The following is a 17,073-nucleotide window of genomic DNA, read 5'->3' on the forward strand; positions in this document are numbered from 1 at the left end:
GAGAGGATAATGCGAAACGCCTTGATCGCGGCCTGGACGCGCGAGCGCCTCTACGCGGTACTGGATCAATATCTCGCCGCGCTTGTGGCCCGCGATCCCACAAAGGTCGATTGGGCGCCGATGGTGCGGGCCACCGAGAATAACGTCGAACTGGCGATCGGCGACGGCCTGTGGGGCACGATCACCGGGCGCGGTGATTATGATCTACGCTTTGCCGACTGCACGACCGGCCAGGTCGGCCTGTTCACCACGGTTCACGAGACGCAGCATGATTCAGCGATGGCGTTGCGCATCGGCGTGAACGGGCAAGACGCGATTACGGAAGTGGAAATGCTGATCGTCCGCCAGGTCGATGAAGCGCTGGTTTTCCCCAACCCGCGCTTCGAACTCAAGCCCGCCTTCGACGGCGCAATCCCGATCGACAAGCGCATGACGCGCGAGCGGCTGAGGGCGATCGCCGACGGTTATTTTTCGACGCTGGAACAGAATGACGGGCAGCTTTTCACCCGCTTCCATCCCGATTGCGAACGTGTCGAAAATGGCGTGCAGACCACGAACAATCCAGACTTCCCGCTCGTAAATGCCCATCTCGGCTGCGAAGAGCAGTTCCGCATGGGCTATTATCGCTATGATGATCGCCTGCGTGGCCGCCGTTTCCCGCTGATCGACGAGGAGCGCGGCCTCGTCTTCGCCCATGGCTTCATCGATCATTGCGGCCGCCTCGCCCATTACAAGCTGACAGACGGCACCGAGATCGAATCCCACATCCGCCGTCCGCACAGTTTTTACATGTCCGAATTGTTCCGCATCGAGGAAGGTGCCATCCGCCAGATCGAGGCCAATTTCATCACCGTGCAATATCATATGCCCTCCCCGTGGGACGGCATCACAGGCCATCGGCCATGACCGCCCGAAGGTTGCAGGGCGAAGTCGCCTTCATCACCGGCGGAGGGCGGGGCCTCGGACAAGCCATTGCCGAGGCGCTGGCTGATGCTGGCGCGGCCGTGGCGGTCGCCGCACGGTCGGAACGGGAGATCGCCAAAGTCGCGGCTAATCTGCACGCGCGCGGCGGCCGCGCCATGGCCGTAACCTGCGACGTGACCGATAGCGCCAGCGTGGATGCGGCCTTCGCATGCGCAGAACAGCAACTCGGCCCCATCAGCATCCTTGTAAACAATGCCGGCGTGCAGGGTCCAATCGGTCCGATCGGTCATATCGATGTTGCCGACTGGTGGAGCGCGCAGAGCGTCCATCTTCTTGGCGCGCTGCTCTGCACGACGCGCGCGTTGCCGGGCATGGAGGCGGCAAATCATGGCCGCATCATCAACATTGCCTCGCAGGCCGGAACCTTCGTTGCGCCCAACGCCTCGGCCTATGCCGTCGCCAAGGCCAGCCTCATCCGCCTGACCGAGCATCTGGATGCCGAGCAGGCAGGCCGGGCCATCCGCGCCTTTGCCATTCAGCCCGGCACGATCCTGACCGAGATGTCGAGCCAGACACTCGCCTCGCCCAATGCCCGCGCGCATGCCGCGCCGCTTGTCGCGCTGCTGGAGAGCATCACGCCGCAAGACAGCGCCGCCGCTCGCAAAAAGCTGCAATCGCTGGCTGTCGATCTCGCGTCGGGGCGTTTCGATGCGCTTTCGGGCCGCTATCTCGATGTCGACTGGGATCTGCCCGCCATGCTCGCTGAACAGGTGCAAAGCGCATGACCGCAAAAAGCGCCGCTGCCTTGCCCATGGTCGAGCCAGCCCGTGTCTTTGGTGCAAGGCTGCTGCTCGGCCTCATCCTGAGCGCGATGATCCTGTTCGTCGATGGCTATGATCTGGCCGCTCTCCCGCTCGCGCTGCCACACATCGTACGGGAACTAGGCATTCCGGCGGCCAGCTTCGGCTTCGCGCTCTCCGCCGTCCTCGTCGGGCTGGGTACTGGCGCCGTTCTGCTCGCGCCCATTGGCGATCGCTATGGCCGTCGCCCAACAATCATCGTCACGGTCGCGCTGATCGGGCTGGCAACCATGGGCACGGCCACCGCGACCAGCGTGACCGGCTTCTCGGTCTGGCGGCTGCTGACCGGACTGATGCTCGGTGCCTGCCTCCCAAACGTCACCGCACAAGTCGCGCTTTGGGCGCCGGAAGGCAAGCGAGCGAGCACGATCACGATCGTATCGCTGGGCATCGCCATTGGCGGCATTACATCCGGCCTTGTCGTGCCGCTGCTGGTGTCGTTCGGCGGCTGGCGCGCCATCTTTTTGCTGCCCGGCATCGCCACGGTCCTGCTTGCGGTAACGCTGTTCTTCCTGTTCCCGCGCAAGGGCATGTTACCCGAACGGCAGGATGAACCGGCAACCGCCATGCCCGCGCGCAAGGGTGGCCAGTTGCTGGACATATTGCGCCCACCGCTACTCGTCGCGACCGCCATCTTCGTGCTGATCTACGGCCTCAACGCCTTCGCCATCTACCTGACCAGCAGTTGGATACCAACACTGCTGCCCCAGGCCGGCTTCTCGGTCGATCTCTCCGCCCGCTTCATGTCGATCGTCAATCTCGGTGGCCTTGTCGCTGGCCTGCTGATCGCCAAATTGGTGGATAAGAGCCGGGTGACCTTCGTGCTGAGCGCGGCCTATACGACCATCGTTCTGGCATTTCTTGGCCTCTCCTTTGTAAAGCCGGACCCTTGGATCTGGGGCATATTGCTGTTCCTGTCCGCAGGGGCCATCGCGGGCGTTCACCTCGCCCTCATCGCGATCGCGACCGATTTCTTCCCCGCCCGCTATATGGCGACAGCCATCGGCTTTGGCGTCGCGGTAGCGCGCATTGGCGCGATCGGCGGGCCGATGGTCGGCGGATGGCTGATCGCTTCGGGCATCAGCGTCGGCGGCTTCTTCCTCTTCGCGGCCCTAGCGCCCGCCGCGTGCCTCGCCGCAACCTGGCTAGTGCCAGCCGCGCAGCGCGCACGGCACAAGATCCTGTCATGACGGAGCAGATCATGTCCCTCTTCGATCAGATCGAGACCGTCCCCGACATGCCGGGCATGGAATTTGCGCTGGAAGTGCGCCTGCGCTTTCATCCCTTGCCCCGCCTGAAAGACCTGCCCACCGGCCCCGACAAGGGGATGGTCACCGTCTCGGCGGGCGAATTTCGCGGGCCGACCCTCAATGGCACAGTGCTGCCCGCAAGTGGCGGGGACTATGCCACCTTCCGCAGCGACGGCGTCGTGCAGCTCGACGCGCGCTATCTGCTGCAAGAGGCCGATGGCACGCCGATCATGCTCCACAACCGAGGCTTCATCTGGGGTCGCACGCCCGATGTGATGCCGCGCTTCAGCCGCATCGCCAATGGCGCCAGCGATGAGCGTGTCGATCCATCCGAATATTATTTCCGCACTTTGACGAGCTTCGACGTGCCCAAGGGCAAGCATGATTGGCTCGCCCGCCACGCCTTCATCGGCGCAGGAGCGCGGCTGACGGATGGCAATGTCGTGCGCTATTACAAGATCCTTTGAATGACGCCGTTCGATGGCAAAGTCGCGGTCGTCACCGGCGGGGCAAGCGGCATCGGCCTTGGTATCACGAGGGCACTGCTCGGCGCGGGCGCGCAAGTCGCCATGCTTGATCTTCGCGCCGATTATATTGCGCAGGCGCGAGCCGGGCTTTGCGACCATGAAAGCCGCCTCGCTTTTATCCAGACCGACGTCAGCGACCGGGCGGCCATGGCACAGGCAGCGCAGGGGGTGGTCGATCAGTTCGGGCGGGTCGATATTCTGGTCAATAACGCCGGCGTCGGCATCCAGCGTAGTTGGGATCAGGTGACTTATGCCGACTGGGATTTCGGGCTGCAGGTCAATCTGGGCGGCGTCATCAACGGCATCATGACGTTCGAACCGCTGCTGCGCGCCAATCCATCGGGCGGTCACATCGTCAACACCGCCTCCCTCGCCGGGCTTGCAACCGTGCCCGCGGCAATGGCGATTTATGGCACCACCAAAACCGCGATCGTCGCGCTGAGTGAGGCGCTCGCGCCGGAATTTGCTGCGGCTGGCATCGGTGTGAGCGTTCTGTGCCCAGGCCTTGTCCGCAGCAATATCTTGGATATCGACGGCAACAGACCGGTGCGCTTCAAGGGCAGTGTGGCAGATCGCGCAGTGACGCCGGAAGATCGCGAACGCAGCACATCCGATGGCTGGATGGACCCGGATGAGGTCGGCCAGATGGTGCTGGAGGGCATCGTCGCAAAAAGGCTCTACATCATCACCCATCCCACCCATCGCGACAAGTTCGAGGCGCGGGTTGCAGCGGTGCGCGAAGCCTGGCCTTCAGCCTAGCGTGGTTGGTGGCAAGGGCTGTTCGACCAGCCCGTCCGCCGTCATCATCCAGCACATGTCTTGCTGCGGCAGTGATCCAAGCGCCTGCTCCAGCGCACTGATCGTCCACGATGCGCCCCCATTGTCGATGCGATAATCCGCTGACCAGGGCCGGTAGAGATAGACCTCATCGCCCCGGCATCCCAGCAACCGCCCCGTGAAGCGCGCATCAGGCAGGCACAGGCATAAGAGCAGCCGCGCGGCATGGTCGGGCGCGAACGGATCATAGCCCTCGCGCGCCGCCATCACCTCCTGGATGTCCTGCGGCGCCTTCTCGATCAGCCTTGTTCTAGCGATGGGCGAAAAGGCATTTACCCGCACGCCAAGCGGCGCCAGTTCCTGCGCTGCACTCATCGTCAGCGCCGCCATCGCCGCTTTGGTCGCGCTATAAAGGCCGATGGGCGGGATCGGGTGCGGCCCGGCGGGCGAGGAAATATTGACGATCGCGCGCGGCGCGGGCGCTTGCGTGCGCCACTGGCGCGCAGCGGCGTCGATCAGCGCCGTCGTCCCTTTCACATTGACGCCGAACTGCCTGTCCCAATCCGCTTCGCCCAAATCCCCCAGCAGCCCCGAACGGCTGATCCCGGCATTGTTCACAAGGATATCGAGCCTGCCATGCTGGACGCAGATGCCGCTTACCAGCGCCTGCGCTGCCGACCAGTCGGATATGTCGCTCATGTCGGCGGACGCCATGCCCCCCGCTGCCATGATCTCTGCGACGACAGCCTGCGCAGGCCGATCATCGCCGCCCTCGCCAAGGCTGTTGCCGCCCAGATCATTGACGATGACCTGCGCGCCTTCGGCCGCCAGCACGCGCGCATAGGCCCGGCCTAAACCGCGCCCCGCGCCCGTGACCAGCGCGACCTTGCCCGCCAGCCGCATGGTTCAGGCCACACGCTCGGCCTGTTGCACCCGCGCGCCATCAAGCTGCGCGCGGGATACCCAGCTGCCATGCACCTGCGCCCGCATCGGCAATGGCATCGGCACGCGGGCAATCGGCCCCTTAGCGATATCCTCGGCCTCGACGATCCACAGTTCGGACTGGAACATATCCTCCCCGCTCTGGCGATCGACCACCGCGAGCAGCCAGCCGTCATGATCGGGCGTGGCCGAGGGGACATGGACCGGCTCGCTGATCGCCATGCCGAAATCCAGCGGCATCATGTCGATCCGGCCATTGCCCGGCTCGATGCGCAACATCGCGTTGAAGGCCGCGCCGACAGGACCACCCGGCAGCGGTGGTCCGCCTTGGGGGTTCATGCTCATATACCAGGCCGCGCGATAAGGCCGGCCCTGATCGACATCGCGCAGGCGCGGCATGTCGCCGGGCGGCCCCATCACCCGCTCCGCATAGCTTTCGCCATCCTTGCTCATGTCAAAGGTCCAGCGCGTAAGCCCGCCGCCAATCTCGCGCTGATCGCGCTGGATGCCCCCCGCCTCGCGCATGAAGCCGAACGCATTGGTGTCCGAAAGGCACAGGTCGAGATGGACCAGATCGCCATCGTCAAAGGCGTTGACTAGATGGAAGGCGGAAATGCCGGGGCGTCCGCGGAACCAGCGCATCTCCTCCACCTTGCCATAGCGCGGCATGATGCCGACCCAGCTCTCCAACTCCTGCTGATGCGCCCAATGCGCGCCGCCAGCCTTGAGCCTCTCAAGATCGGCGGTTGTCGGGAAGATCGGGAAGATCGCATATTTTTCACTGATCGCGAAGTCGTGAATGGTTGAGCAATAGGGCTGCTCGAACCATTGCTCGCTCGTCAGATTGCCGTCCTTGTCCGCGATGCAATAGGCCACATCCTTGGTACATAGGCCACCCGCCTCATAACCGAAGAAGAACATCTCCCCGGTCTGCGGATCGATGCGCGGGTGCGCCGTGAAAGTTTGCGAGCGCAGCGCGCCATAATAATCCCAGCGCCCGATCGTCTCCAGCGTATGCGGATTGATCTCATAACCCAGCCCATCTTCCTTGGTCATGAACAGCCGCCCCGCGTGCCAGACCGGCGTGGTGTTGGCGACGGTGCGGTCCTTGCCCTGGGCGGCGGGATCATCCGTGAACGGATTGCGATATTGGCCGAACAGCGCGCGCCGCGCATCACGCTCCAGCCGATAGCGCTCGGTCTCGACATAGCGGATCGCATAATCGACCTTGCCGCCGCTTATGGCGAAGCGGGCAACCATGCCATCGCCCGACAGCACGATATCATCCGCAGACATGGGCGGCACGGCAGGATCGGGCACCGCGCGGAAAAACGCGCCATCCACCTCGGCGGGAATGTCCCCGATCACATCGAGATTGCGCGCCGACCATTCGATGCCGACCGGTGTATTCAGTCCCGTGAAGTGGATGGTTTTCGGGAAGTTCGCCAATGTCATCCTCCTATATGTTCGTTTTTGCGCAGCGTGCGGATCACATGATCCGAGCCCTTGTCGCCAATCATGATCGCGGTCGCATTGGTGTTGCCCTGCGGTAGCGTCGGCATGATCGACGCATCGGCAACCCACAGCCCCTCCACGCCGATCAGCTTGAGGTCGCTATCGACCACCGCCATCGGATCGTCGCGGTGCCCCATCTTTGCCGTGCCGACGGGATGGTAGAGCGGGATCGACGCCATGCGCACATAATCGCGCAACTGCGCCGGGTCCGTCATCGCCGCGCCGGGCCGCAACTCGCCCTTGATGAAGGGCGCCATAGCGGCCTGCCGCAAAATATCCCGCGCAATGCCAATGCCCTCGACGATCTGGTCGATATCATCCGTGCTGCTCAACTGCTGATGCGCGATGACCGGTGGTGCCAGCGGGTCGGCAGAGCGCAGCGTGATCCGCCCACGGTTCCGGGGCCGCATCAGGCCGACCAGCGTCGAGATTGACGGGTTCGGGCGCAGCATGAGCCGACCCTGTTCGTCAAAATCAAAGGCAAAGGCCGCAAAGGAAATCTGGAGATTGGGCGCGGACAAATCCGCCCGGCTCTTCACGAAAGCCTGCGCATGGCCGATCGCCGTGGTTAGCGCCCCCTTGCGAGCCAGCGCGAACTTCATCACCTGCCACGCCCCGCGCAGCCCCTTCGCATCACGGTTCAGCGTGACCGCATCGACATCATTCACGATATGCGTGCCGACATGATCCTGCAGATTGGCGCCTACCCCTGCCCGGTCGCAAACCACATCGATGCCCATCGCGCGCAGATGATCGGCGGGGCCGATGCCGGACAGCATCAGCAGGCGCGGCGTGTTCATCGCGCCCGCGCTCAGCACCACGCCATGCCGCGCCGCCAACCGCTTCTCCTGCCCATCCTGCAGATAGACGATGCCAGTCGCCCGCTTATCCTCCACGATGATGCGCAGCACTTGCGCCTCAAGCAGGATGTGCGGCGCATTGCCGCCCTTGCGCTCATGCAGATAGCCGCGCGCAGCCGAGCAGCGCGTGCCACTGCGCTGCGACACCTGCACATAATCGACGCCCTCGGCCTGCTGGCCATTCAGATCGGTTGAGCGCGCAATGCCTGCCTGCTGCGCCGCCGTGATCCACGCATCGGTAATGGGATAGCGCGCCCGCCCTTCCGACACAGCAATCGGCCCGCCAGTGCCGCGCCAAGCATCCGCGCCACGCTCATTATCTTCCAACCGGCGGAAATAGGGGAGGACGGAGGCATAATCCCAGCCCAGCGCCCCTTCCCGCGCCCATTCGTCATAATCCCAGCGATGCCCACGAATGAACATCATGCCATTGAGCGCACTGCCGCCGCCCAGCAGCTTGCCCGCAGGCCAGATATCGGCGCGCCCGCCCAAGGTCGGATCAGGCTCCACCTGATAGCACCAGTCGAACTCCGGGTTCTGCACCACCGCGCTGGTGAGCGCAGGAATGCGCGAGCGATAATGTCGATCCGTGCGCCCGGCCTCGACCAGCGTCACCGTCAGGCCGCCATCGGCAAGCCGCCCGGCCATTGCAGCACCGCCCGATCCGCCGCCCACGACGATGATGTCCGGTTCTTGCATCATACGGCCTTCATTCCCTTAAAAGCTGGACATGATCGCCGCACTGGGCGCGTCGAGCGGTTTGCCTGCCGCCTTGAGTTTCAACTCGGCCGCGCGCGTCTTGCCCTGCTCGGCAATCAGCCAGGCATGGATGGCCGCTGTGTCCTGGGCGGTGAGAATATCGTCCCACCGTGGCATGCCATTGGGCAGCAGCAGCCCTTCCCGCACGATCTGCTGGAAGGCATCATGCACCCCCGGCTGCATCCGGCGCAGGTCCGGCACATTGGCGCGCAGCTGGTTGGAATGGCAGATCGCGCAATTCTCGAAGAACAGCCCCTGCCCGCGTGCCAGCACCGCAGGCGTGACGCCCGCCGCCTGCGCAGGCGGCTGCGAAGCAACCTCCGTGGGTGGCAGAGGTTCAGGCTGCGGCACCGGGCCGCCATCGATGCGGAAGACCAGAATGCGATTGGCATTGCCATTGCGATAAGCGGCTGAATAATTCGGCACATAGGACCAGCCACCGCCGCCAAAGCCGGTCGCCACCGCAACATATTGCACGCCTTTCACCCGATAGGTCATCGGCGCAGCCATGATCGAGCTGCCGGTCTGGATTTCCTTCAGCAGCTTGCCGCTGTCGGCATCGCGCACCATCAACTTGCCGCCGATCGTGCCATGAAAGATTAGGCCGGAGGCTGTCGACAAGACGCCGGAGCGATCCTGCCATCCCTCCATCTGCACCGTCCAGCGGGACTTGCCCGTCAGCGGATCGATCGCGCGCAGCTCGGACGAAAAGGGCTTTTCCTTCACCCATTTCCAGGCAGGCAGCGCCTCGACCTGCGCGCGCAATGGCGGCGGCAGCGTCGGCAACACATCCTGCAATTGCGGCGTGAAGATCAGGCTGGTGCCGACATTCAGCGCACGCGGGCGTCGGGGGTCGCTCGCTTTGTCCGGCGGAACCGTGAACATCAGATTGCCCATGTCCAGCACGGCCGCGAAATAGAGCTTTCGCGCCGGATCATAAGCAGGCGGATACCAATTGCGCGCGCCTGCTGACGCCGGGAAGATGATCTTCGGCCCCTTCCAATATTCGGACTCGTCCGGGGTCAGGTTGGGCTTGCCGGTCTTGAGGTCAAAGCCCTTCGCCCAATTGGTGCGCACCAGCGCGTTGATTCGCAGCGGCTTGCCAGTCTCCCGGTCCAGCACGAACAGATAGCCATTTTTGGGCGCATGCAGGATGACGGGGCGGACCTTGCCGTCAATCTCCATATCCGTCAGCACCATCGGCTGCGTCGCGGTATAGTCCCAGCTATCGCCCGGCGTTTCCTGATAATGCCATTTCACGCGGCCCGTCTTGCGGTCCAGCGCGACGATGGAGGAGAGGTAAAGATTGGTGCCGCCTGCGGGCGAGCGACGGCTGATCGCATAAGGACCGCCATTGCCCACGCCGATATAGACGGTGTCGAATTGGGGATCATAATTGATCGCATCCCAAACCGTGCCGCCGCCGCCAATGTCCCAGCGGCTCTTCGGATCCCAAGTCTTGAGCGCGTCTTCCAGCTCAGGATTTTCCTGCGGCCCGCTTTCGGGGTCGCGCGGCACGGTGAAGAAGCGCCAGGCCTGCGTCCCATCGCTCACGCGATAGGCCGTCACATAGCCGCGCACATCATATTCCGCCCCGGCATTGCCGATCACCACCACATCGCCCGCCACATCGGGCGCGCCGGTGATGGTGTAGCCACGGTCATGATCGACAATGGTATCGACCGACCAGAGCGTCTTGCCGGTCTTGGCGTCCAGCGCATACAGCTTGCCATCGAACGACCCGACGAAAACCTTGCCGCCTGCCACGGCGACGCCGCGATTGGCCTGATCGCAGCAAGCGGCGCGATTGACCTGCATGTCCACCTCTGGCTCGAAGGTCCAGAGCGGTTTGCCGGTGGCAGCATCCAGCGCATAGACGCGGCCCAGATTGCCGCTGGTGTACATCACCCCATCGATCACGACGGGCGTCGCCTCCTGCACGCGATTGGTGCCAAGGTCATAGCTCCAGGCCAGGCCAAGCTTGGCGACATTGCCAGGCTCGATGTCGGTCAGGCGCGAAAAATGGCTGTCATGCACATCGCCGCCGGGGAAAGCCCAGTCATCGCCCGCGCCATATTCCGACGAGGCACCGCCCGCACAGGCCGACACCAGCGTAACCCCCACCAGCGCGGACAAGCCACGCAGCGACTTGACGATCGCAAGCATCAGACGGGCCATGCTGCCTGGTGCGCGATCATCACCTCGCGCAGGGATTTGGGCTTGCGACCCGTGATGCGCTCGACCGTGTCGCTTAGTCGGCCGAAATAGCCCTCGCGGATCGACTGGCCGAATGTCACCATATCATCGCTCGACCAGGGGATCGGCCCCTCCGGCATGATGTCGGAGGCATGGCGCGGCACGCCGAGCGAATCGAAATAGGCAAACATCGCTTCGTCATCGACTTGCTCGACGGTGATGGGCTTGCCGGAGAGTTCCGTCACCATCGCCATCGCTTCGGGGATCGAGATCAGGTCCGGGCCGGTGATGTCATAGGCGCAATTGCCATGCCCATCCTGCGTCAGCACGCCCGCAGCCGTTGCCACGCAATCATCCCGGCTGACGAAGCCGACCTTACCGTCGCCGCAATTGTCCGGCTTGTGCCCGGCCAGCAACGCGGGGATGGCCATCGCCGTCGCCACCGCCTCGGCATATTGGCTATCGCGCAGATGCGTCCATTGCGCGCCCGATGCCTCGATAATCTCTTCCGTCGCGCGATGATCATTCTTCACGATCGCCGGATTGTCCGGCTGGTCCGCCGAGATGAGCGATGTGTAGACGATATGCCGTACGCCCTGCGCGACGGCTGCCTCTACCGCATTGCGATGTTGGCCGACGCGCGATCCCACGCGCGCCGTGCTGATGAGCAGCATCCGCTCGCCACCCCGCATCGCGACAGCGAGCGTCGCAGGATCATCGAAATCCGCATGACGCACATCTGCACCACGCTGCGCAAAATGCGCGAGCTTGGCCGGTGTGCGGGAAAGCAATATGAGGTCTTCCGGCGCACAGGTCGCCAGTAATAGCTCTGCCGCAGCGCCGCCAAAGGAGCCGGACGCTCCGGTTACGATGATCTTGCCCATGGCCATCCCCTCACTGACTTTTGCAATGTCGTTGCATTTGATAGTAACGATTGTTAGTATCGCGTCAACATGTGCTGAAGTGGAGAGGAAAGAAAATTGCCATCGCTAGCAATCGAAGACCGTATCGCCCTGCAAGATCTGATCGCCGCCTATAGCTGGGCGCTCGATACGGGCGATGTGGAGGGGCTGGTCGCCTGCTTCACGCCGGACGCGCGCATGAGCGAGGAAGTGTTCGACGAACCCGATGTGTGGGAAGGCCATGATGGCATTCGCGGCATCGCCGAACATTATCGCAACGCCGCTGGCTTTCCCGGTCGCCAGCATCATGTGACGCAGGTGCAATATATGCCGCAGGAGGACGGCAGTTGCAAAATGCGCAGCTTCGCCTTCGTCACGGAGTGCAACGGCGAGCCGCCTTATCTGCTGCGCTTTGCAGGCTGGTATGATGATCTGGCTGTGCGGGACACCGACGGCCAGTGGCGCTTCCAGCAGCGCACCGTGCGCCTGTGGGATGGCGAAGTACTCAAGAATTTCCCCGGTCGTGGGCAATGGGTGCCGCGCAAGCGCCCCGACTCGCTCATCATCAAGCGCTGAGCGAGCGACGACAACCGACATAAGACGGCGGGGAATATAGGATGACGATCATCAGGAGCGGCGGCGCATCGAGCGCCGCAGCCGGACCCTCCTTGCTCATGGGACTGGCATTCGGCTTGCTCTCCGCGCTCGGCCCGTTCGCGATCGATCTCTATCTGCCCGCCATGCCCGACATGGCGCAGGCGATGGCGGCCGATAGCGGCGCGGTGCAGCGCTCGCTCTCCGCCTTCTTTCTGGGGCTGGCGATCGCCCAAATCCCGCTCGGCTGGCTCGGTGATCGCTTCGGTCGGCGCCGGCCTTTGATCTGTGGCCTCGCCCTTTTCACGGCGGCCTCCCTGGGCTGCGCTCTGGCACATGATATCGACCAGTTGATCGCGCTGCGCTTTCTGCAAGGCATGGGCGCCTGCGCAGGCACCTCCAGCGTGCGGGCGATGATCCGCGATCAGCATAGTGGCCACCACGCCGCGCGGCTGATGGCCTTCACCTTCCTCATCATCGGCATATCGCCCGTGCTTGCGCCGCTTGCTGGCAGCTACCTGCTCCGGGCGACTTCCTGGCAGGGACTGTTCGTCATTCTGGCGAGCGCCGGATCGGTCGCGCTGCTCTGCGTGGCGCTGTTCCTGCCTGAGACATTGCCGCCCGCCCGTCGCGTCGCTTCCCGATCGATCCTGCAAGCCTGCGCTTACCTCCTGGCAAAGCGCGCCTTCGTCGCCTGGGCCTTCGTTGCGGGCATAGCGACGACGATTCCCTTCGCCTTCGTGACTGCCGCGCCCTTCCTCTTCTCGCAGGGCTATGGGCTGACACCGCATCAATACAGCCTGCTGCTGGCACTGAATGCCATCGTCTCGATCATCGCGACACAGTTTGCGCCTGGCCTCATGCGGCGGCTCGGCGTGCGGCGGCTGGTCACGATCGTCGTGCTGATCGCAACCGTGGCGACGGGGGCCATCGCGCTCGCGGTACTTACGAGCGGCCACATACCCCTCGCTATGGTGCAAAGCTATTCGATGCTGATCTTCGCCGCATCAGGCCTGATGCTGACGCCTGCCGCTATTTCTGCGCTTGACGCATCCGATCAGGGTGCCGGTGCCGCCGCAGGGCTGCTCGGCACGCTGCAGCTTGGTGTTACCGCAGCCGGAAGTGGCGCGGTCTCGCTCTTCCCCTCCTTCACCATTCTCCCGCTCATCAGCATATTGGCGGGGGGCTTCCTGCTGGTGCTGGCGGCAATGGCCATGCTGCGCCCCAGTCAGGAATGAAACCCTCTATTCCTCAGGCGGCTTGGTCCGCTCCAGGAACAGCGAAACCCCATTTTCGTCCCGCGCCTCCAGCGTGTCGATCAGTTTGCCCAGCATCGCGTTGAAGTTCGCGATTTCCGCCGGTTTCAAAGCCGAAACCAGATAGTCGGCAACGGAATCGGTTTGCGGCCGCATGGCCTTGTACAGCCGCTCGCCCTCCGCCGTCAGGCTCAACGTCTTGCGGCGTCGGTTCGTCTCGTCCCTGTCCACCATGATGCGGCCATGCTTCTGCAACGCCGCTACCGCGCGCGAAACGCTCATGGGGTTCACGCCCGTCAGTTCGACCAGTTCATGGCTCGCCGAATGGGGGAAGCGGCCAATCAGCATCAGCAGGCGAAATTCATTGAGGCTGATCTTGTGCCGATGTTCCAGATAGGTCGAAAAGGGAGCCATCAACTTGTTGGCGAGCTTCAGCACGCCATGCAGCGCGTCGGCCGAAGCGCTTTCGCGCGCTTGCGGCGTTGGTGGTTTATCCATGGCGTCGGATGCTTTGCGTCCAATATTCTTCGACATATGTCTCGCCTAACACATCTGGGTGTTCATGAGTCAACCACCCGCCATCATGCCATCGTACAACCGACGCTGGTGAATTTTCCATCCGCAAGATGATAGTGAATATATTGCCGCATGTTCTGAACCTCGCCTTTGGCGATGGGCATGAACTGCGCCAACCCTTGCGCTTTTAGCACATCGGCAGTCAGGTCGCGCAAGCCTTCGACGCGAATGATCCCTTCCAGCGCGACGAGTTCGTCGCTGCTGGCGAACCTTTCTATGACAACGCTCTCCTTCACATAGCTGTGGAGGAAGCTGTAGAAACGCTTGAATGCATCCCGGTCGCTCAGATCGATGCCGAAGAAGCCGATCCGGGCGCCTGGCGCATAAAAATCCAGGACTTTGTCATAGTCCCGATCATTGAATGCCTGCACATAGTGTTCATACTCTGCGCGTTCCATCACCCTCTCCTCACCCCATTTTGATCTTGCGCGATTTAATAACGATCGTTACCGTTTAAGCAAGAGGCCGCACAGACGAGCCGTGAGAGGATAGTGCAATGAGCAGAACGCTGCAGGAAGAGCGCAACCTGAAGCTGGTCCAGGACATGTTCGATCATGTGCTGATCCCCTTCGATGCCGACGCTGCCGATCGCTACATCGCGGCCGATTACATCCAGCACAATCAGCTGGTCGATACCGGCATCGAACCGCTCAAAGCCTTTCTGCGCAAGGTGCGGGCCGAAAGCCCCAACGCCACCCACGACATCAAGCGGCGCTTTGCCGATGGCGATCATGTGATCGTCCATTATCATGTCTGTCGGTGGCCGGGCGACGCCGGTTTCGCCGTCATGGATATCTTCCGCATTGCGGGCGACAAGATCGTCGAACATTGGGACGTGATGCAGGATGTGCCTGCGGACAGCCCCAACCCCCACTCGCCATTCTGACCCCGGACAGGAGAAGACCCATGCGCTTTACCGACAAGGTCGTACTGGTCGTCGGCGGCAATAGCGGCATAGGGCTAGCCAGCGCCCAGGCCTTTGCGGCGGAGGGCGGCATCGTCCACCTCACCGGGCGCGATCAGGCGACGATCGACAGTGCCGTCGCCAGCATTCCCGGCGCGACGGGCTACCGGGCGGATGTCGCGGATCTGGACAGTCTGGACCCGGTGATCGCCGCCATCAAGGCGCGACATGGGCGGCTCGATATCCTTTTCGCCAATGCGGGCGTTGGCGGTTTCGCGCCCGTGCGCGACATTACGCCGCAGGATTGGGACGCGGTTCACGCCGTCAATCTGCGCGGCTGCATCTTCACGATCCAGAAGGCACTGCCACTGATGGGCGTTGGCGGATCTATCGTGGTCACAGGGTCAATCGGCGGCCATGCCTTCGTGCCCGGCAACACCACTTATGCCGCTGCCAAGGGTGGCCTTGCGGCGGCGCTCAAGGTGATCGCCGGCGAACTGGTGCGCGAGGGCATCCGCGTCAATCTGGTAAGCCCCGGCCCCATCGAAACGCCCCTGCTCTATCGCAACCCCGGCCTGACCGGAGATGCGGTGGACAGGCTGCGCGAACAGATGATCGATGCCATACCGATGCGCCGCATGGGCAGGCCCGAAGAGGTTGCTCGTGCCGTGCTGTTCTTCGCATCGGATGATGCAAGCTTCATCACTGCCGCCAATCTTTTCGTCGATGGCGGCACGCTCGAACTGGGTTGAGGGATATAGCGCAATGGACAATATTTTTTCGACGATCGAAAACCCCAAGCTGGAATTTGCGATGGAAGTGCGGCTGCAATTCCCGCGCGTCCAGACCATCGCGAACAGTCCCTGGGGCGGCACGCGCAGCGCGGTCTATGTGGAAAGCGGTACCTTTGAGGGGCCACGGTTGCGCGGCAAGGCCGTGCCGGGGTCCGGCGGCGACTATGCCTATTTCCGGCCCGACGATGTGGCGGTGTTCGATGCGCGCTACATGCTGGAGGAGGAGGATGGCACGCTGATCCTCCTCAACAATCGGGGCTTCCTGTGGGGCCGCAAGCACGACACGATGGAGAAATTGCGCGACTGGGCCTTTCGCGAGGGCGAGCCAGTCGAGCAACAGGACTATTATCTGCGCGGCAACCCCAGTTTCGAATGTTCGGTCGGCAAGCATGATTGGCTGACCAAACATGTATTCGTGGGCGTCGGCGAGCGCCGCGCCGATGGCAATGTGTTGCGCTACTACGCGCTCACCTGACGGGAGATCGCCATGACCGCCGCCGAGGAAACGCTCGAAGAACGCAACAGCCGCATCGTCATCGACATGTGGCAAAAGGTGATCCGCGAAGGGAGCCGCGAGGCGGTTCTGCGCTACATCGCGCCCGGCTATATCCAGCATAATGTCAACATGCCTTCGGGCCGGGAGCATCTGTTGCGGCTGGTCGACATCATCAAGGATACGCCAGCCGACTTCAATCCGCCCCGCTACAAGGAGCTGGTCCGCACTGTGGCACAGGGCGATCATGTGGTGGTGATCTGGGAGCAGGAGCAGGACGATCCAAATGTTCCGGGCGCGACCTATACAGGCCATGCCTTCGATATGTTCCGGCTGGAAGATGGCATGATCGTCGAACATTGGGACGACACCCGCAAATGGCCAAAGCCCTGGTGATCGCAATTGAGGCGAGGATGAGATGAGCGAACGCACCACGAGTTTGAAGCCGGCCATCGATGCGACCGACGGCCAGACCGCGCCCGTGATCGCGGCCGATCACGCGCAATTGCTGCACAGCGACGATCCCGTTCTCGCCGCCAACAAACGGCTATGCTACGATATGTATCGCACCGTGCTGCAAGCAGGCCATGCCGACCAGGCACCGGATTTCATCGGCCCGCACTACATCCAGCATAATCCCAATGTGGTGAGCGGCGTCGAAGCCTTGCAAGCCTTCATTCGCGGATCACGGCCACAGCGCGAGATTTTGCCGCACATCGAACTGCCGCTGGTATCGATCATCGCCGAGCGGGACATGGTGAACTTCACCTTCGTCCGCACCGAGAAAGACGGTGATGGCAAAATCTATCACACTAGCTGGTTCGATCTGTTCCGCATCGAAAATGGCAGGATCGTCGAACATTGGGATCCCGCGATGAAGAGCGCGGACATGCTGAAACTCGACCCCAACGACAATAAGATCGGGCGTTAGCTTTTGCCCCCTG

The 17,073-nt window shown here is 62.8% G+C and carries 19 protein-coding genes; 12 read left to right on the top strand and 7 right to left on the bottom strand.

Annotation, left to right across the window (positions count from 1 at the left end; all coding sequences use genetic code 11):
• The first annotated feature begins 9 nt into the window (after positions 1 to 9).
• Genes OVY48_RS08185 through OVY48_RS08205 form a run of 5 tightly spaced genes read left to right on the top strand, consistent with a single transcriptional unit; the run spans position 10 to position 4,320 of the window.
• Positions 10 to 906: a hypothetical protein gene (locus OVY48_RS08185; RefSeq protein ID WP_313922455.1), complete on the top strand. Its 897-nt coding sequence runs from the start codon at positions 10 to 12 to the stop codon at positions 904 to 906.
• Positions 903 to 1,709: an SDR family oxidoreductase gene (locus tag OVY48_RS08190; protein ID WP_313922456.1), complete on the top strand. Its 807-nt coding sequence runs from the start codon at positions 903 to 905 to the stop codon at positions 1,707 to 1,709. The genes OVY48_RS08185 and OVY48_RS08190 overlap by 4 nt, the downstream gene beginning before the upstream one ends.
• On the top strand, positions 1,706 to 2,974 hold the full coding sequence (locus tag OVY48_RS08195) for an MFS transporter (protein ID WP_313922457.1): 1,269 nt from the start codon (positions 1,706 to 1,708) through the stop codon (positions 2,972 to 2,974). The genes OVY48_RS08190 and OVY48_RS08195 overlap by 4 nt, the downstream gene beginning before the upstream one ends.
• 11 nt (positions 2,975 to 2,985) lie before the next feature.
• Complete coding sequence (locus OVY48_RS08200) at positions 2,986 to 3,501, top strand: DUF3237 domain-containing protein (protein ID WP_069066875.1); 516 nt, start codon at positions 2,986 to 2,988, stop codon at positions 3,499 to 3,501.
• The gene (locus tag OVY48_RS08205; protein ID WP_313922458.1) at positions 3,502 to 4,320 is read left to right on the top strand and encodes an SDR family NAD(P)-dependent oxidoreductase; all 819 of its coding nucleotides are present in this window, start codon (positions 3,502 to 3,504) and stop codon (positions 4,318 to 4,320) included.
• Here the strand turns inward: OVY48_RS08205 and OVY48_RS08210 are convergent.
• Genes OVY48_RS08210 through OVY48_RS08230 form a run of 5 tightly spaced genes read right to left on the bottom strand, consistent with a single transcriptional unit; the run spans position 4,312 to position 11,494 of the window.
• Positions 4,312 to 5,241 carry an SDR family NAD(P)-dependent oxidoreductase gene (locus OVY48_RS08210; RefSeq protein WP_313922459.1) on the bottom strand — a complete coding sequence of 310 codons (930 nt, stop codon included), beginning with the start codon at positions 5,239 to 5,241 and terminating at the stop codon, positions 4,312 to 4,314. The genes OVY48_RS08205 and OVY48_RS08210 overlap by 9 nt on opposite strands.
• Positions 5,242 to 5,244: 3 nt before the next feature.
• Entirely contained in the window at positions 5,245 to 6,729 is a 1,485-nt protein-coding gene (locus OVY48_RS08215) for a carotenoid oxygenase family protein (protein ID WP_313922460.1), read from the bottom strand.
• Between the two features lie 2 nt (positions 6,730 to 6,731).
• Positions 6,732 to 8,357: a GMC family oxidoreductase gene (locus tag OVY48_RS08220; protein ID WP_313922461.1), complete on the bottom strand. Its 1,626-nt coding sequence runs from the start codon at positions 8,355 to 8,357 to the stop codon at positions 6,732 to 6,734.
• Between the two features lie 15 nt (positions 8,358 to 8,372).
• Positions 8,373 to 10,592, bottom strand: coding sequence for a PQQ-dependent dehydrogenase, methanol/ethanol family (locus OVY48_RS08225; RefSeq protein ID WP_313922462.1), 2,220 nt, complete (start codon positions 10,590 to 10,592; stop codon positions 8,373 to 8,375).
• Complete coding sequence (locus OVY48_RS08230; protein ID WP_069066879.1) at positions 10,580 to 11,494, bottom strand: SDR family oxidoreductase; 915 nt, start codon at positions 11,492 to 11,494, stop codon at positions 10,580 to 10,582. Before OVY48_RS08230 ends, OVY48_RS08225 begins: the two co-directional genes overlap by 13 nt.
• Before the next feature lie 96 nt (positions 11,495 to 11,590).
• Between OVY48_RS08230 and OVY48_RS08235 the strand changes: the two genes are divergently transcribed.
• Positions 11,591 to 12,088: a nuclear transport factor 2 family protein gene (locus tag OVY48_RS08235; protein WP_096062987.1), complete on the top strand. Its 498-nt coding sequence runs from the start codon at positions 11,591 to 11,593 to the stop codon at positions 12,086 to 12,088.
• Between the two features lie 41 nt (positions 12,089 to 12,129).
• A complete protein-coding gene (locus OVY48_RS08240) occupies positions 12,130 to 13,344 on the top strand; it encodes a multidrug effflux MFS transporter (RefSeq protein WP_313922463.1) in 1,215 nt (404 codons plus the stop codon).
• 6 nt (positions 13,345 to 13,350) lie between these two features.
• On the opposite strand, the gene OVY48_RS08245 is transcribed toward OVY48_RS08240, so the two are convergent.
• Together OVY48_RS08245 and OVY48_RS08250 are read right to left on the bottom strand one after the other, a co-directional pair.
• Positions 13,351 to 13,860, bottom strand: a complete 510-nt coding sequence (locus OVY48_RS08245; RefSeq protein ID WP_069066880.1) for a MarR family winged helix-turn-helix transcriptional regulator — start codon at positions 13,858 to 13,860, stop codon at positions 13,351 to 13,353.
• A gap of 83 nt (positions 13,861 to 13,943) precedes the next feature.
• Positions 13,944 to 14,336, bottom strand: a complete 393-nt coding sequence (locus tag OVY48_RS08250; RefSeq protein WP_313924719.1) for a nuclear transport factor 2 family protein — start codon at positions 14,334 to 14,336, stop codon at positions 13,944 to 13,946.
• Between the two features lie 98 nt (positions 14,337 to 14,434).
• Between OVY48_RS08250 and OVY48_RS08255 the strand changes: the two genes are divergently transcribed.
• From OVY48_RS08255 to OVY48_RS08275, 5 genes are read left to right on the top strand one after another with little or no spacing between them, the layout of a single operon-like run.
• Positions 14,435 to 14,824, top strand: a complete 390-nt coding sequence (locus OVY48_RS08255; RefSeq protein WP_096062991.1) for an ester cyclase — start codon at positions 14,435 to 14,437, stop codon at positions 14,822 to 14,824.
• A 20-nt stretch (positions 14,825 to 14,844) separates the two neighbouring features.
• Positions 14,845 to 15,594 (top strand): SDR family NAD(P)-dependent oxidoreductase, encoded by a 750-nt coding sequence (locus OVY48_RS08260; RefSeq protein ID WP_313922464.1) that lies wholly within the window; start codon positions 14,845 to 14,847, stop codon positions 15,592 to 15,594.
• Positions 15,595 to 15,607: 13 nt separating this feature from the next.
• Positions 15,608 to 16,111: a DUF3237 domain-containing protein gene (locus OVY48_RS08265; protein ID WP_313922465.1), complete on the top strand. Its 504-nt coding sequence runs from the start codon at positions 15,608 to 15,610 to the stop codon at positions 16,109 to 16,111.
• A gap of 12 nt (positions 16,112 to 16,123) precedes the next feature.
• On the top strand, positions 16,124 to 16,525 hold the full coding sequence (locus OVY48_RS08270) for a nuclear transport factor 2 family protein (protein ID WP_313922466.1): 402 nt from the start codon (positions 16,124 to 16,126) through the stop codon (positions 16,523 to 16,525).
• Positions 16,526 to 16,547: 22 nt separating this feature from the next.
• Complete coding sequence (locus tag OVY48_RS08275; protein WP_313922467.1) at positions 16,548 to 17,060, top strand: nuclear transport factor 2 family protein; 513 nt, start codon at positions 16,548 to 16,550, stop codon at positions 17,058 to 17,060.
• Positions 17,061 to 17,073: the final 13 nt, after the last annotated feature.

Source organism: Sphingobium sp. SA2, assembly GCF_032227065.1.
Lineage (GTDB): Bacteria > Pseudomonadota > Alphaproteobacteria > Sphingomonadales > Sphingomonadaceae > Sphingobium.

What these genes read in the sequence shown, in the direction of transcription:
- OVY48_RS08250 (WP_313924719.1), bottom strand. Translation starts at nt 14,336, where the DNA reads ATGGAACGCGCAGAGTATGAACACTATGTGCAGGCATTCAATGATCGG.
- OVY48_RS08185 (WP_313922455.1), top strand. Translation starts at nt 10, where the DNA reads ATGCGAAACGCCTTGATCGCGGCCTGGACGCGCGAGCGCCTCTACGCG.
- OVY48_RS08190 (WP_313922456.1), top strand. Translation starts at nt 903, where the DNA reads ATGACCGCCCGAAGGTTGCAGGGCGAAGTCGCCTTCATCACCGGCGGA.
- OVY48_RS08225 (WP_313922462.1), bottom strand. Translation starts at nt 10,592, where the DNA reads ATGGCCCGTCTGATGCTTGCGATCGTCAAGTCGCTGCGTGGCTTGTCC.
- OVY48_RS08265 (WP_313922465.1), top strand. Translation starts at nt 15,608, where the DNA reads ATGGACAATATTTTTTCGACGATCGAAAACCCCAAGCTGGAATTTGCG.
- OVY48_RS08270 (WP_313922466.1), top strand. Translation starts at nt 16,124, where the DNA reads ATGACCGCCGCCGAGGAAACGCTCGAAGAACGCAACAGCCGCATCGTC.
- OVY48_RS08200 (WP_069066875.1), top strand. Translation starts at nt 2,986, where the DNA reads ATGTCCCTCTTCGATCAGATCGAGACCGTCCCCGACATGCCGGGCATG.
- OVY48_RS08240 (WP_313922463.1), top strand. Translation starts at nt 12,130, where the DNA reads ATGACGATCATCAGGAGCGGCGGCGCATCGAGCGCCGCAGCCGGACCC.
- OVY48_RS08245 (WP_069066880.1), bottom strand. Translation starts at nt 13,860, where the DNA reads ATGGATAAACCACCAACGCCGCAAGCGCGCGAAAGCGCTTCGGCCGAC.
- OVY48_RS08255 (WP_096062991.1), top strand. Translation starts at nt 14,435, where the DNA reads ATGAGCAGAACGCTGCAGGAAGAGCGCAACCTGAAGCTGGTCCAGGAC.
- OVY48_RS08210 (WP_313922459.1), bottom strand. Translation starts at nt 5,241, where the DNA reads ATGCGGCTGGCGGGCAAGGTCGCGCTGGTCACGGGCGCGGGGCGCGGT.
- OVY48_RS08275 (WP_313922467.1), top strand. Translation starts at nt 16,548, where the DNA reads ATGAGCGAACGCACCACGAGTTTGAAGCCGGCCATCGATGCGACCGAC.
- OVY48_RS08230 (WP_069066879.1), bottom strand. Translation starts at nt 11,494, where the DNA reads ATGGGCAAGATCATCGTAACCGGAGCGTCCGGCTCCTTTGGCGGCGCT.
- OVY48_RS08260 (WP_313922464.1), top strand. Translation starts at nt 14,845, where the DNA reads ATGCGCTTTACCGACAAGGTCGTACTGGTCGTCGGCGGCAATAGCGGC.
- OVY48_RS08195 (WP_313922457.1), top strand. Translation starts at nt 1,706, where the DNA reads ATGACCGCAAAAAGCGCCGCTGCCTTGCCCATGGTCGAGCCAGCCCGT.
- OVY48_RS08220 (WP_313922461.1), bottom strand. Translation starts at nt 8,357, where the DNA reads ATGATGCAAGAACCGGACATCATCGTCGTGGGCGGCGGATCGGGCGGT.
- OVY48_RS08205 (WP_313922458.1), top strand. Translation starts at nt 3,502, where the DNA reads ATGACGCCGTTCGATGGCAAAGTCGCGGTCGTCACCGGCGGGGCAAGC.